At 52.8% G+C, this 13416-nt stretch carries 16 protein-coding genes; 12 read left to right on the forward strand and 4 right to left on the reverse strand.

Translation table 11 applies throughout. The features are described 5' to 3' along the window. Positions 1-10: 10 nt before the first annotated feature. Together M979_RS23780 and M979_RS08380 are read left to right on the forward strand one after the other, a co-directional pair. Entirely contained in the window at positions 11-2218 is a 2208-nt protein-coding gene (locus M979_RS23780; protein WP_245164691.1) for a phage tail-collar fiber domain-containing protein, read from the forward strand. Between the two features lie 4 nt (positions 2219-2222). Next, a complete protein-coding gene (locus tag M979_RS08380; RefSeq protein ID WP_064554440.1) occupies positions 2223-2741 on the forward strand; it encodes a tail fiber assembly protein in 519 nt (172 codons plus the stop codon). Between the two features lie 29 nt (positions 2742-2770). Here the strand turns inward: M979_RS08380 and M979_RS23285 are convergent, their stop codons facing one another. Continuing rightward, positions 2771-2986 carry a hypothetical protein gene (locus tag M979_RS23285; protein WP_157093219.1) on the reverse strand — a complete coding sequence of 72 codons (216 nt, stop codon included), beginning with the start codon at positions 2984-2986 and terminating at the stop codon, positions 2771-2773. A gap of 145 nt (positions 2987-3131) precedes the next feature. On the opposite strand from M979_RS23285, the gene M979_RS08385 reads away from it, so the two are divergent. The 9 genes from M979_RS08385 to M979_RS08420 all read left to right on the forward strand — a co-directional run bounded on the left by M979_RS08385 (position 3132) and on the right by M979_RS08420 (position 10938). Beyond that, positions 3132-4319, forward strand: coding sequence for a phage tail sheath protein (locus M979_RS08385; protein ID WP_064554441.1), 1188 nt, complete (start codon positions 3132-3134; stop codon positions 4317-4319). An 11-nt stretch (positions 4320-4330) separates the two neighbouring features. Continuing rightward, positions 4331-4852 carry a phage major tail tube protein gene (locus tag M979_RS08390; RefSeq protein ID WP_064554442.1) on the forward strand — a complete coding sequence of 174 codons (522 nt, stop codon included), beginning with the start codon at positions 4331-4333 and terminating at the stop codon, positions 4850-4852. Positions 4853-4914: 62 nt separating this feature from the next. After that, positions 4915-5220 carry a phage tail assembly protein gene (locus M979_RS08395; RefSeq protein ID WP_064554443.1) on the forward strand — a complete coding sequence of 102 codons (306 nt, stop codon included), beginning with the start codon at positions 4915-4917 and terminating at the stop codon, positions 5218-5220. Positions 5221-5252: 32 nt separating this feature from the next. Continuing rightward, positions 5253-5372, forward strand: a complete 120-nt coding sequence (locus M979_RS08400; RefSeq protein WP_064554444.1) for a GpE family phage tail protein — start codon at positions 5253-5255, stop codon at positions 5370-5372. After that, positions 5365-7809, forward strand: coding sequence for a phage tail tape measure protein (locus tag M979_RS08405; RefSeq protein WP_064554445.1), 2445 nt, complete (start codon positions 5365-5367; stop codon positions 7807-7809). Before M979_RS08400 ends, M979_RS08405 begins: the two co-directional genes overlap by 8 nt. An 11-nt stretch (positions 7810-7820) precedes the next feature. Then, positions 7821-8282, forward strand: coding sequence for a phage tail protein (locus tag M979_RS08410; RefSeq protein WP_064554446.1), 462 nt, complete (start codon positions 7821-7823; stop codon positions 8280-8282). Next, positions 8282-9436: a phage late control D family protein gene (locus tag M979_RS08415; RefSeq protein ID WP_064554447.1), complete on the forward strand. Its 1155-nt coding sequence runs from the start codon at positions 8282-8284 to the stop codon at positions 9434-9436. The genes M979_RS08410 and M979_RS08415 overlap by 1 nt, the downstream gene beginning before the upstream one ends. Before the next feature lie 82 nt (positions 9437-9518). After that, on the forward strand, positions 9519-9737 hold the full coding sequence (locus M979_RS22450; RefSeq protein ID WP_074388636.1) for a DNA-binding transcriptional regulator: 219 nt from the start codon (positions 9519-9521) through the stop codon (positions 9735-9737). Positions 9738-9900: 163 nt separating this feature from the next. Further along, complete coding sequence (locus M979_RS08420) at positions 9901-10938, forward strand: phage integrase (protein ID WP_083963906.1); 1038 nt, start codon at positions 9901-9903, stop codon at positions 10936-10938. Positions 10939-11287: 349 nt separating this feature from the next. Here the strand turns inward: M979_RS08420 and M979_RS08425 are convergent, their stop codons facing one another. The 3 genes from M979_RS08425 to yobA are packed head-to-tail and all read right to left on the reverse strand — an operon-like array spanning position 11288 to position 12908. After that, on the reverse strand, positions 11288-11629 hold the full coding sequence (locus tag M979_RS08425) for a YebY family protein (RefSeq protein ID WP_064554448.1): 342 nt from the start codon (positions 11627-11629) through the stop codon (positions 11288-11290). 14 nt (positions 11630-11643) lie between these two features. Then, the gene (copD, locus tag M979_RS08430; RefSeq protein ID WP_064554449.1) at positions 11644-12528 is read right to left on the reverse strand and encodes a copper homeostasis membrane protein CopD; all 885 of its coding nucleotides are present in this window, start codon (positions 12526-12528) and stop codon (positions 11644-11646) included. A 5-nt stretch (positions 12529-12533) separates the two neighbouring features. Then, a complete protein-coding gene (gene yobA, locus M979_RS08435; RefSeq protein ID WP_034455145.1) occupies positions 12534-12908 on the reverse strand; it encodes a CopC domain-containing protein YobA in 375 nt (124 codons plus the stop codon). 148 nt (positions 12909-13056) lie between these two features. On the opposite strand from yobA, the gene M979_RS08440 reads away from it, so the two are divergent. Continuing rightward, positions 13057-13287: a DNA polymerase III subunit theta gene (locus M979_RS08440; RefSeq protein ID WP_034455143.1), complete on the forward strand. Its 231-nt coding sequence runs from the start codon at positions 13057-13059 to the stop codon at positions 13285-13287. Positions 13288-13416 lie beyond the last annotated feature (129 nt).

Raw genomic sequence — 13416 nt, forward strand, 5'->3', positions numbered from 1 at the left:
AGAGGCAGGCATGACCGTTAAATATAAAACACTCATTACCACCGCCGGGGCGGCAAAATTTGCCGCCGCGACCGCAGGCGGCACAAAAGTCACCATCACGCAGATGGCCGTCGGTGACGGCGGTGGCACACTGCCGGTGCCGGACGTCGGCCAGACAAAGCTCATCAGTGAGAAATACCGGGCTGCGCTCAATAAAATCAGTGTGGACGCGAAAAAGAAAAATTACGTGATTGCCGAGCTGGTGATCCCCCCGGAGGTGGGGGGATTCTGGCTGCGTGAAATGGGGCTTTACGATGCCGCAGGCACACTGGTTGCGGTGGCGAATATGGCGGAGAGCTACAAGCCAGAGCTTGCCGAAGGCTCGGGACGTGCACAGACGCTGCGCATGGTGATTATCGTCAGTGCGGTGGAGTCAGTCGACCTGGTTATCGACACCACGATGGTGATGGCAACCCAGGACTATGTCGACGACAAAATCGCCGAGCACGAACAGTCCCGCAGGCATCCTGATGCCTCACTCACGGCGAAAGGGTTGACCCAGCTCAGCAGTGCCACCGACAGTGCCAGTGAGGTGCTGGCGGCAACGCCGAAAGCGGTGAAAGCGGCTTACGACCTGGCGAACGGCAAATACACCGCGCAGGATGCGACCACCGCGCGCAAAGGCCTCGTCCAGCTCAGCAGTGCCACCGACAGCACCAGTGAGGTGCTGGCGGCAACGCCGAAAGCGGTCAAGACGGCTTATGACCTGGCGAACGGCAAATACACCGCGCAGGATGCAACCACCGCGCGCAAGGGTATCGTTCAGCTCAGTAGTGCTACCGACAGCATCAGTGAGGTGCTGGCAGCCACGCCGAAAGCGGTTAAGGCGGCGAATGACAATGCTAATGGTCGCGTACCGTCAAACCGGAAAATCAATGGTCACGTCCTCACTGCCGATGCAAATTTAACTGCGGAAGATGTTGGAGCGCTATCGCTTGCTAATGGCGGGACGTTAACGGGCGGGATAAAAATAAAATATGGGAATGCTGGCGCGCCAATTCGACTGTATCAGGACAATGGTGCAAACGAATACGGTGTATTTCTGTTCAAACCAGCCTCGGATACGTTTGCAATCTATCCAACAGCGAAGGGCGGAGCCGAAACCGGAAATGCGGCGTCCGGTATTAAGCCATTCACTATAAACCTCGGCAACGGGCTGGTTTCACTGGGGAATGGCTTATCTATCGGAACTGCGACTAGCAGCGCTATGGGAAGCAATAGTATTGCTATCGGTGATAGTGATACTGGTTTTAAATGGAACAACGACGGCAACTTTGATGTGATGGCTAACGCCTACGCAATCATGAACGTCGCACCATCTGCCATTAACCCGAAAAAGTTAATTCAGCTTGAAACCACTAACGGCTCCTACATTTCTGGTCGTACACAAAATACCGTCCTCGTAAACCGCACTGCCGTTTCAAACGGCTCAGTCAGTGTGATGGTTAGACAAGAACACACTAACTACAAGTGGATGCTGGGTGGGCTGGGTAACTCTTACTTTGGGTTCTTCATGAACGCAAACAGTCATGCCGAGTCAGATAACTCACATGATATGTCGGCATATCTGACAACGACGGGCTGGTACACAAGCGGCACATTATCGAGCGCAGGGGCTATCAGCACGGCGTTGTCAATCACGGCAGGGGGCAAGGTTCAAGCCAACACTATCAGTAATGGCGCTTTCAGTTGGGGTAATGCTGGGGCAATGACAGCTAATAACGGTGACATATTTGGCACTGTATGGGCGAGTGCATCCCTGGGCGGCGATGGTAAAGCGGGGATCTGGCTCTCTACCGCACTAAATCGCGCCTATGCGCGTGGTTCCGCTGGTATAACGGCCGCCGAAGCCGCACAGACAACAGCCAATGCCGCAGCGCCAAAAAGCACTGTTTATACAAAAACGGAGGCTGATACCCGTTTTCAGCCTAAAGGCAGCTACACACCTGCGGGTGAGGCATACACAAAAGCTGCATCTGATGCCCGATATTTGCAGGGAACGAAACTGGGTGCTGAAGGGCACATAGTGATTAATTCATCAGGTGCAATTTCGAGAGTCCCTGCCGGATGTGTGATGACGGGATGGCAGCCTGAAGGGCAAAACATCGGTGGCGATCCGTGTTACTACAAACCGATTCAGCAAAATATCAATGGCACATGGGCCACAATCACAGGCTAATAATATGACTCTTATTGAATTAAAGCGTTACTACCCTGAAGAAATGCCGCTGGGTAACGGTGTGCAGTATTTTATTGATGTTAATGGAAAGGACTGGTTTAAATCGCTGCCATTATTCACAAAGAAATATTCAATTGCATTTGAGCCAGCTTCGGGCGTTATCCGCAGTTATTGCGATGATGTTTCGCGCCTGTATCCGGTTGACCTGAATGTCACGGATGTCGATACGCTACCCGATGGATTTGATATTGACGGAACATGGATATTTGATGAGGGAGTTATCTCACAGCGAGTATTAAGTTCTGAGGAATTAACCGCGCAGGCTGGAAATAAGAAACAGATGTTAATGAATGAAGCAAATACAGCCATTGCAGTGCTTCAGGATGCAGTTGAGCTGAACATCGCTACTGAAAGCGAGGCGGCGCTGCTGCGGGTCTGGAAAAATTACCGTGTACTACTGAGTCGGATTGATGTTACGCAGACTGACGGGATTGAATGGCCACAGCCGCCAGTTACTGACTGACAGGCAAACAAAAGCCCGCACAAGGCGGGCTAGTCATACGGGCATTCCTGATATTCATCATCGTCATCATCAACAAACCAGACACACCAGAAGTAGCCTGCTAACAACCAGCCGACCAGTGCCGCCACGCCCCACAAAATATATTCCATCGCATCACCTCCGTGAATGGCAGTCACGATAGCGACAATAACCCCTGATAGATAATGGATATAAACGATCAATTCTCCCGGATTGATCGCTCTCACCGATCAATCCCCGCCTCATTCGAGCCGCTGATTTTGTTCTGCTTTCCGGTTTGTTGTGCCTGATGCCAGCCAGCGCTGATTGCTCGCCTGCACGACACACAACACCTGAGAATGGACTTCCCTGAACAAATACGGAGTGACCCGGATGGGCGACTATCACCACGGCGTACAGGTTGTTGAAATCAACGACGGCACGCGTGTTATTTCCACGGTCTCGACGGCAGTCATCGGCATGGTGTGTACCGCCAGCGATGCTGACGCGAAAACCTTCCCCCTCAATGAGCCGGTGCTCATTACCAATGTGCAGGCCGCCATCGGCAAAGCCGGAACCAGTGGCACGCTCGCGGCTTCACTCCAGGCGATTGCCGACCAGTGCAAACCGGTCACAATTGTCGTGCGCGTTGAAGAAGGCAGCGGCGATAACGAAGCAAATGCACACGCGCAGACCATCACCAATATCATCGGCGGCACCGATGAGCACGGCAAATACACCGGCATTAAAGCGCTGCTGACCGCCGAAGCTGTCACCGGTGTCCGTCCGCGCATTCTCGGCGTGCCGGGGCTGGACTCGCAGGAGGTGGCGGTCGCGCTCGCCTCAGTGTGTGTCAGTCTGCGCGCCTTTGGCTATGTCAGTGCCTGGGACTGCAAAACGATTTCTGACGCCATCAAATACCGCGACAATTTCAGCCAGCGCGAGCTGATGGTTATCTGGCCGGACTTTATCGCCTGGGACACCGCAAAAAGTGCCAGCGCCATGGCGTATGCGACGGCGCGCGCCCTCGGTTTACGTGCTTACATCGACCAGACGGTCGGCTGGCACAAAACCCTGTCTAACGTCGGCGTGCAGGGTGTCACTGGCATCAGTGCGTCGGTGTTCTGGGATTTACAGGCACCCGGCACCGATGCTGACCTGCTCAACGAAGCGGGTGTCACGACGCTTATCCGCAAGGATGGTTTCCGCTTCTGGGGCAACCGCACCTGCTCGGATGATCCGTTATTCCTGTTTGAAAACTACAGCCGCACCGCGCAGGTGATTGCCGACACCATGGCGGAGGGGCATATGTGGGCGGTGGATAAACCGATCACCCCGGTGCTCATCCGCGACATTGTTGACGGTATCAAAGCCAAATTCCGCGAGCTGAAAAGCGGCGGCTATATCGTGGATGCGGATTGCTGGTTTGATGAAACGGCCAACGATAAAGAGTCGCTGAAAGCCGGGAAACTCTATCTCGATTATGACTACACGCCGGTGCCGCCACTGGAAAACCTCACCCTGCGAAGCCGCATCACCGATAAATACCTGGTGAACCTGATTGCCTCGGTTAACGGATAAGGAGTGCTCAAATGGCCATGCCCCGCAAACTTAAATCGCTCAACCTGTTTAACGACGGCCTCAGCTACATGGGGGTGGCGTCCTCCGTCACGCTCCCCAAACTCACCCGCAAACTGGAAGCCTGGCGCGGTGCCGGGATGAACGGTGCCGCGCATGTGGATTTTGGTCTTGACGATGAGGCGCTCACCCTGGAGTGGACGCTCGGTGGCTTCCCGGATGAAGCACTCTGGGCGCAGTACGCGCTGCCGGGTGCCTCCAGTGTGCCGCTGCGTTTTGCTGGCTCCTATCAGCGCGACGACACCGAAGAAGAAACCGCCGTCGAGGTGGTGGTGCGTGGCCGTCACAAGGAATTTGACGGCGGCGACAGCAAACAGGGTGAGGACACCGAGACCAAAATCACCACCCTGTGTACTTACTACAAGCTGACGATGAACGGCAAAGAGCTGATTGAAATCGACACCATCAACATGATTGAGAAGGTCAACGGCATCGACCGTCTGGAGCAGCGCCGCCGCAATATCGGCCTGTCTTAATGCACCTGCCGGTCAGGATTGCTGGCCGGTTAACCCTGTTTTAATTCCCGGAGAAAAACCTCATGAGCAACGCAAAAAAATACAAGAACACGTCTGATAACCCGAACATTGTGACCCTGGTGAAACCGATTAAACGCGGTGACATCGTGATTGAAACCCTCACCCTGATTAAGCCGACGGCGGGCACCCTGCGCGGGGTGAGTCTCGCCGATGTGGCCAGCTCAGATGTGAATGCGCTGATTAAAGTGCTGCCGCGCATGACCTACCCGAGCCTCACCGAGTCGGATGTCATCGCCATGGAATTACCGGACATGATGACCCTTGCCGCGAAGGTGATCGGTTTTTTGGCTCCGGCTTCGGCGGTTTAACCTTCCCGCCGGGCTTATCGGTCGACGACCTGATGGCGGATATCGCGGTGATTTTCCACTGGCCGCCGTCAGAGCTGTATGCCCTGAGCCTGACCGACCTCATCACCTGGCGCGAGATGGCGCTGAAACGGAGCGGAAATTCTCATGAGTAATAACGTCAGAATCGAAGTGCTGCTAAAAGCCGTTGACCAGGCGACGCGCCCGTTTAAGCACATCCAGACGGCAAGTAAGACGCTGGCGGGTGATATTCGTGACACGCACAAAACCCTCAAAGACCTCAACGGTCAGGCGTCACGTATCGAGGGTTTTCGTAAAACCAGCGCGCAGCTCGCCGTCACCGGGCAGTCACTGACAAAAGCAAAGACCGAAGCCGAAGCACTGGCAACGCAGTTTAAAAATACTGAACGCCCGACGCGCGAGCAGGCCAAAGCGCTGGCAACGGCAAAAGCGGCGGCGGAAGGATTGCAGGCCAAATATAACAGTCTCACCGAGTCGGTGAAGCGTCAGCAGCGCGAACTCGGGCAGGCCGGGATTAACACCCGCAACCTCACGGCTGATGAGCTGCGTTTAAAGGGCCGCATCAGCGAAACCACGAACCAGCTTAACCGGCAGAAGCTGGCACTCGAACAGGTCAGTGCGAAACAGGCAAAACTCAATGCGATAAAAAACCGCTATCAGGCCGGTAAAGAGCTGGCCGGGACAGCGGGCGCGGTCGGTGCCGCTGGTGTCGGCATGGCAACGGCCGGTGTGGCCGCCGGTGTCGGTATTCTCAAACCGGGCTACGACTTTGCGCAGAAAAATTCCGAGTTGCAGGCTGTGCTCGGGGTGGAAAAAACCTCACCGGAAATGGAAGCCTTACGCAAACAGGCGCGCCAGCTCGGGGACAACACCGCCGCCTCAGCCGATGACGCCGCCGGTGCGCAGATTATTATCGCCAAGGCTGGGGGAGACAGCGCCGCCATTCAGGCCGCAACACCCGTCACGCTGAATATGGCGCTCGCCAACCAGCGCACCATGGAAGAAAACGCCGCCCTGCTGATGGGGATGCGCTCGGCTTTCCAGCTTTCAAATGACCAGGTCGCGCACATCGGCGATGTGCTTTCGACCACCATGAACAAAACCGCCGCCGACTTTAACGGGCTGAGTGATGCGCTGACCTATGTGGCACCGGTGGCGAAAAATGCCGGTATCAGTATCGAAGAAACCGCCGCGATGGCGGGGGCGCTGCATGATGCGAAAATCACCGGCTCGATGGCAGGCACCGGCAGTCGCGCGGTTATCAGCCGGTTGCAGGCACCGGTCGGCCAGGCCAAAACGGCACTCGGTGAGCTGGGGGTAAAAAATACGGATGCGAAAGGCAATATGCGCCCGCTGTTTACCCTGCTGAAAGAAATGCAGGCCAGCTTTACCCGCAACAAACTCGGCACCGCGCAGCAGGCCGAGTACATGAAGGTCATTTTTGGTGAGGAAGCCAGCTCCGCAGCCGCCGTGCTGATGACCGATGCCATGACCGGCAAACTCGACCGACTCACCGCCACTTTCAAAGCCTCGGACGGCAAAACCGCCGAGCTGGTCAAGGTGATGCAGGACAATCTTGGCGGCGACTTTAAAGAGTTTCAGTCGGCCTATGAAGCGGTCGGGACTGACCTGTTTGACCAGCAGGAATCCTCGCTCCGCAAACTCACGCAGACCACCACCAAATATGTGCTCAAACTCGACCACTGGATAGTGCAGAACAAAGGACTCGCGCAGACGCTGCTCAAGGTCGGCGGTGTGGCACTGGCGCTGATTGGCATGGTCGGTGCAATTGGTCTGGTGGCGTGGCCGGTGATTGCGGGTATCAATGCCATCATTGCCGCTGCCGGTCTGCTCGGCACCGCCTTTACTGTCGCCGGAGGGGCGATGATGACGGTACTCGGGGCGCTCACCTGGCCGATAGTGGCAGTCGGTGCTGCCATCGTCGCCGGTGTGTTGCTCATCCGCCAATACTGGGAGCCGCTGGGGGCGTTTTTCTCCGGTGTGGTCGCAGGGCTGACCGCCGCCTTTGCCCCGGTCGGGGACATGTTCGCCCCGTTCGTCCCGATGTTTGATGCCATAGGTCAGAAACTCCGGGCGGTGTGGCAGTGGTTCACTGAACTGATTGCCCCGGTGAAAGCCAGCAAAGACACGCTCGATAGCTGGAAAGACTCCGGTGTTGCCGTGGGGCAGGCGCTGGCGGGGGCATTTAAACTCGCGCTGGCACCGGTCACCGCCCTGCGCAGCGGGATTGATTATGTGCTCGAAAAGCTCGGCCTGATTAATCAGGAATCCGGCCAGCTCGATGCGAAAGCCGAACAGGTGAATGCTTACGCCAGCGGCGGCGGATATTCCCCCTCCGGTGGAGTGCTGACCGGGAATTATGGCAGTTATCAGCCGGTGACGGCCAGCGCCGGTAAAAGCTATACCGACCAGAGCCGGAATGAGTATCACATCGCCATTGGCGGTGGCGTGCAGAACGGCGGCGAACTTGACCGCCAGCTCCGCGACAGCCTGGAAAAATACGAGCGTGAGAAACGCGCCAGACAGCGCGGCAGCATGATGTACGACTAAGGAGACCGACCATGATGCTTGTTCTCGGCATGTTTGTTTTTCAGTTACAGACGCTGCCTTACCAGAGCCTGCAACGCGATGTGGATTACCGCTGGCCGTCAAACAGCCGCGTCGGTCAGCGACCGGCGATGCAGTTCCTCGGCGTTAACGAGGAAAAGATTGTTTTAAGTGGAAGCCTGCTGCCGGAAATCACTGGGGGCAAAATGTCACTGCTGGCACTCAACCTGATGGCGGATGAGGGGCGTGCGTGGCCGCTGCTCGATGGCAGTGGCACGATTTATGGCATGTTTGTGATTAATGCGGTGAGTGAGACTTACACGGAGTTTTTTGCCGATGGCTCGGCATGCAAGATTGATTTTACCGTCAACCTCACCCGCGTGGATGAGTCGCTCGCGGCCATGTTCGGCGATATCCAGCAGCAGGCCGAAAGCCTGGTCGGAAACGTGCAGAGCAAACTTGGAGGGATATTCTGATGCTGACCGGAATGACACTTGATGCCGGGGCGAGTATGGCACCGGCGTTTATGCTGACACTCAATAATCAGGATATCAGCCGCAATATCAGCGAGCGGCTGATTAGTCTCAGTCTGTCGGATAACCGGGGTTTTGAGGCTGACCAGCTCGATATCGAACTCGATGACAGCGACGGCCTGATTGAGTTACCGACGCGTGGTGCGGTGCTGTCACTGTTTCTCGGCTGGCAGGGTTCGGCACTGCTGGGCAAAGGACAATTCACGGTCGATGAAATTGAGCACCGGGGCGCACCGGATACGCTGACCATCCGGGCACGTAGTGCAGATTTTCGCGGCACGCTTAACTCACGCCGTGAAGCGTCGTATCACGACACCACACTTGGGGAGGTGCTGAACACTATCGCCAGCCGCAACAAGCTTACCGCCAGCGTTGCGCCGTCGTTTGCCTCGATTGCCATCCCGCATATCGACCAGTCGCAGGAGTCGGACGCGAAATTTCTCACCCGTCTGGCAGAACGCAACGGAGCCGAGGTGTCAGTCAAGGCCGGGAAATTGTTGTTCCTGAAAGCGGGTGCCGGAGTCTCAGCCAGCGGCAGACCGATTCCGCAGGTGACCATTGAGCGTAAAGATGGCGACCGTCATCAGTTTGCGATTGCTGACCGGGGCGCTTATACCGGCGTGACGGTGAAATGGCTGCATACCAGAGAACCGAAAGAGCAAAAGCAGCAGGTCAAACTCAAACGCAAGGCCAAGCCGCAGCACCTGCGCGCACTCCAGCACCCGAAAGCAAAGCCGGTTATAGCGAAGAAAGCACCGAAGGAAAAGGAAGCACGCGAGGGCGAATACATGGTTGGTGAGGAAGATAATGTCTTTGCCCTCACCACCATCTACGCCAGCAAGGCGCAGGCGATGCGGGCGGCTCAGGCGAAATGGGACAAACTGCAACGCGGCGTGGCGGAGTTTTCGATTAGTCTCGCCATGGGACGCGCAGATCTCTACCCGGAAACACCGGTCGCAGTCTCAGGCTTCAAGCGCGCCATAGACGAGCAGGCATGGACAATCACAAAGGTGATGCACTCACTCAGTAACAGTGGCTATACGACCTCGCTTGAGCTGGAGGTGAGATTAAACGATGTGAGTTACGAGTCTGAATAAGTGAAATTTGCAAACAATAACTTGCAAATGCGATCTGTGAGTTTATCATTCCCTCAATGAAGAGCGAGAGGGGAAATAAATCATGATGCATTGCCCGTTATGCCAGGACGCAGCCCACGCGCGATCCAGCAGATATTTGAGCATAGAAACTAAAGAACGTTATCACCAGTGCCAGAATATCAACTGTGGATGCACTTTTGTCACCCATGAATCACTTGCTCGATATATCGTAAAACCTGGCGAAGTTGAACCAGCACCGCCCCACCCTAATCGTTATAAACAACAACAGCTCTGGATGTAGAAAAAGCCTGCGAAAGCAGGTTTTTTTATGCCTGCACTCCGTCTGAGATAACAAAGATACTCTTTTAAGTAAGCATTTGAATGTATGAGTTTGCAAAATCAAACATTGAATACTGTTTAAATATACAGTATTTTTCAATCATTTGATTTAGCAGGATTTACACATGACCGTACGAAAGCAAGCTGATGGACAATGGCTTTGCGATGTTTATATCGATGGGCGCGGCAGTAAGCGTGTACGCAAGAAATTCTCCACTAAAGGTGAAGCGCTTGCCTATGAAAGTTATCAGTTGGAACAAGCGAAGCAAAAACCCTGGATGGCAGAGAAGGATGACCGTCGACATCTAAGTGAACTAATTGAGCTATGGTACAAGTTACATGGTTGCTCTCTTAGTGATAAGAAAGGTCGCTTGGGTAAGCTGCATATAATATGTAATGGGTTAGGCGATCCCGTCGCCTCTCAAATCACAGCTAAAGATTGGGCGCATTATCGGGATAGACGACTCACCGGCCAGATTGCTAACGGATATAAAACCAGTGAGAAGTCACTTAAGGTTTCCATCGGAACGGTGAACTGTGAACATGCTTTTCTGCGGGCAGTGTTTAATGAATTAACCCGACTTGGGGAGGTTAACTACCCTAACCCACTCAAAAATATTCGTGAGTTTGATGAGCCTGAAAAAGAAATGTCCTGGCTTACTGACGATGAAGTGAAAAGATTGATGGGTGCGTGTCGCGGGCATGGAAATCCTGAATTAACCCTGATTGTAAAAATCTGCCTTTCCACCGGAGCACGTTGGAGTGAAGCGGCAAATCTTAAGAAATCTCAACTCTCACCTAATAAGATTACTTTCGTAAACACGAAGGGTAAAAAGAACCGAACAGTTCCAATATCTGACGAATTATATAAGCAACTTATTGAGCGTGACGGTAAGCCTTTTGAGCAATGTTATCGCCAGTTTTACCGAGTAATAAAAATTGCAGGACTTCAATTACCAGAAGGCCAAATGAGTCATGTACTTAGGCATACATTTGCCAGTCATTTTATGATGGGAGGCGGGAATATTATTGTCCTGCAAAGAATTTTGGGGCATTCTGATATTCGAGTTACGATGCGTTATGCCCATTTTGCACCTGACCATCTTGAGGATGCGCTTATTTTAAACCCGCTCAGTAAACTCGGCGGGGCGTCCACAAAGTGACTACAGAGCATCATATTGGGTGTAATGGAGTACAACAGGATGTGCGGTAAGTAACTGAATTTATTATAAGTCGCTGATTTTAATCAGCGAATAAAAAAAGACCGAATACGATTCCTATATTCGGTCCAGGGAAATGGCTCTTGGGAGAGAGCCGTGCGCTAAAAGTTGGCATTAATGCAGGCAGACATCGCCTTGCCTTCTAAGAATAGATTACCGGCGCAGGTTTTCCAGTCTGGCGCGAAAGTGTTCAGAAAAATACTGCGGCACAGGTAATGTTTTAGAAAAAAACCGCAGTATCCGGTCTACGGTTATTGCGGTTTTTTATTGTTAATTAGTAAGTTATTGCGTTTTAGCTACACAACTTCTCTGCGCGCTTAATAAATGGAGCAAGACTCTTTTTTTGTCCCGGTGTCTTAGGATCATCAATTTGAATCACGGAGATTGGCTGACCAGTGGTTTTGCCGCTACTCACTTGTTGTTGCGCTACGTCGTTTAAAGGGTATTGCATCAAGGTACTTGGGTTGATTGCAAAGAGCGCATGTCCAGGGCGGCAACTTAGCATTACCTCTTCACGATTAAATGCCCAGTTATCTTTGCCCATTTCAAAACGACTTACGGTGATAATTTGCGGTGCGGCTAATGCACTACCTGCGCAAGCCAGCAATAACAGCGTCAAAATACTTTTTTTCATGAATATCTCTTGAGCTAATAACGTCTTCGGTACGGTTCCCAGGTAGCGAAAATGCTAACAGCAAGGAGCACCACCACCGACAAAATGACTTCCAGCCACGTTAACTGTATGAACTGTTTTGTGGCTGTTGGCATGCGATTGAATCTCGGCACCAAAAAATAGCGGTTATACATGGCGATGATAACCATCACGGCAACAAAGGCAACCTTCACCAACAAGAAGCGCATATAGTTACTTTGCAGTGGTAGTGACCAGCCTAAAATCATCAGGCTGTTGATTAATCCACTGAGTATTACGGCAGCAACCGCCAGATGCCCGTAACGCGAAAAACGCATCATCGCGGTAATAGCACAGCCGCGCCAGCGTGGTTTTTGAGCCATGCGCATGCACATCAAAAGCGGAAGTAACCCGCCAGCCCACCAGCCAGCACTAAGAAGATGCACAGCATGATTTATGCGTTGTAAGCCACCGGCAATCCCTTCACGCATCGCGGCATGCCCGACACCTGCCAACAAAATTAATTGCGCTGCCGCAAGGATCAATAACATGGATTGCAACGGGCGCGGTTTAAGCAGCAGCACAAAAAGTGTCACTACACTCAGTAATATTTGCCATAACCAGATGGACCCAAAGCTCGTGCCAAGAACCGCCAGCCAAATCTGGGGATTGATAACATCTCGCCAACCACTGCCCATCATGCCAGCCTGAGCACACAACAATAATATTGCGCTAAGGGCTGTCATCCAGACTGCGGACTGCCATTGCCATTTTAGTCGGCGAATGAGAACCGGTTTAAACGCTTGAGGAGCAAGCAATGAACAGGAGATGGTGCTGCCAAGCAGCACCATTAATGCAGTAAAATGAATAAATCGCAGCGCGATATAGAAACCTGGTAACATACGGCTTACTTCACCGAGAAGTGATACTTCCCTTTCGTCTTATGTCCGTCAACGGATACCACGTGCCAGTCAACCTGGTAATCTCCCGGTTTCATAGCTTCTTCGACTGGAACAATAAGCTGCTTATCATCTTTTTCGTTGCGCTTAGCCGTACCCGTCTTCACGACCGTTTGCTGTGGCCCGGTGAGCGTAAGTCCGCTAAAATTCGCTTCAACTCCTTCAGAGAAATTAAGAGTAATTGCCTGCGGTGCAGCCGTTACCGCAGCATCTGCCGCTGGATATTGATGCTTTAAATGCGCATGAGCGAAAGCTGAACTGGAAACGGCAAGTGCGGTAAAGAGGGTGGCGATGGTAATGAAACGAGTTCGGGTGAAAGCCATATCAACTATTCCTTTTTCTTATTCGAGACGGCAAAAGGATAACCTTGAGTCCCTGTTAAGTCGAGATGAGAACAGCTATCAATGAATGTAAAGACTTGTCATCACTGATATCAACAAGTACCTTTGCGGCAACAAACATGAGGTCAATATGAATCACAATCTTGCTGAATTACCCCAGGACGAAATGGATAAGATCAATGTCGATCTTGCGGCTGCTGGCGTGGCATTTAAGGAACGCTACAACATGCCGGTGATCGCAGAAGTGGTAGAACGCGAGCAACCGGTACATTTGCGCGAATGGTTCAGAGAAAGACTGATTGCTCATCGACTTGCTTCAGTCAATTTGTCCAGACTGCCGTACGAACCTAAAGTGAAATAAATATTAACCGCACTAAACTTCCTGACAAAAATGGTGTTAAGATTTTTCCTAGTTTATATATCTGAACACAGGAATTACCTGTTGCGGCCATAGGATGATGGCCGTTGGGTAGATTGATTAAGGAAGAAC

The sequence above is a fragment of the Buttiauxella noackiae ATCC 51607 genome (genome assembly GCF_001654865.1).
GTDB lineage: Bacteria > Pseudomonadota > Gammaproteobacteria > Enterobacterales > Enterobacteriaceae > Buttiauxella > Buttiauxella noackiae.

Bases quoted from the DNA above. Each gene is read 5' to 3' on its own strand.
- M979_RS23780 (WP_245164691.1), top strand. From the start codon at position 11: ATGACCGTTAAATATAAAACACTCATTACCACCGCCGGGGCGGCAAAA.
- M979_RS08380 (WP_064554440.1), top strand. From the start codon at position 2,223: ATGACTCTTATTGAATTAAAGCGTTACTACCCTGAAGAAATGCCGCTG.
- M979_RS08385 (WP_064554441.1), top strand. From the start codon at position 3,132: ATGGGCGACTATCACCACGGCGTACAGGTTGTTGAAATCAACGACGGC.
- M979_RS08390 (WP_064554442.1), top strand. From the start codon at position 4,331: ATGGCCATGCCCCGCAAACTTAAATCGCTCAACCTGTTTAACGACGGC.
- M979_RS08395 (WP_064554443.1), top strand. From the start codon at position 4,915: ATGAGCAACGCAAAAAAATACAAGAACACGTCTGATAACCCGAACATT.
- M979_RS08400 (WP_064554444.1), top strand. From the start codon at position 5,253: ATGGCGGATATCGCGGTGATTTTCCACTGGCCGCCGTCAGAGCTGTAT.
- M979_RS08405 (WP_064554445.1), top strand. From the start codon at position 5,365: ATGAGTAATAACGTCAGAATCGAAGTGCTGCTAAAAGCCGTTGACCAG.
- M979_RS08410 (WP_064554446.1), top strand. From the start codon at position 7,821: ATGATGCTTGTTCTCGGCATGTTTGTTTTTCAGTTACAGACGCTGCCT.
- M979_RS08415 (WP_064554447.1), top strand. From the start codon at position 8,282: ATGCTGACCGGAATGACACTTGATGCCGGGGCGAGTATGGCACCGGCG.
- M979_RS22450 (WP_074388636.1), top strand. From the start codon at position 9,519: ATGATGCATTGCCCGTTATGCCAGGACGCAGCCCACGCGCGATCCAGC.
- M979_RS08420 (WP_083963906.1), top strand. From the start codon at position 9,901: ATGACCGTACGAAAGCAAGCTGATGGACAATGGCTTTGCGATGTTTAT.
- M979_RS08425 (WP_064554448.1), bottom strand. From the start codon at position 11,629: ATGAAAAAAAGTATTTTGACGCTGTTATTGCTGGCTTGCGCAGGTAGT.
- copD (WP_064554449.1), bottom strand. From the start codon at position 12,528: ATGTTACCAGGTTTCTATATCGCGCTGCGATTTATTCATTTTACTGCA.
- yobA (WP_034455145.1), bottom strand. From the start codon at position 12,908: ATGGCTTTCACCCGAACTCGTTTCATTACCATCGCCACCCTCTTTACC.
- M979_RS08440 (WP_034455143.1), top strand. From the start codon at position 13,057: ATGAATCACAATCTTGCTGAATTACCCCAGGACGAAATGGATAAGATC.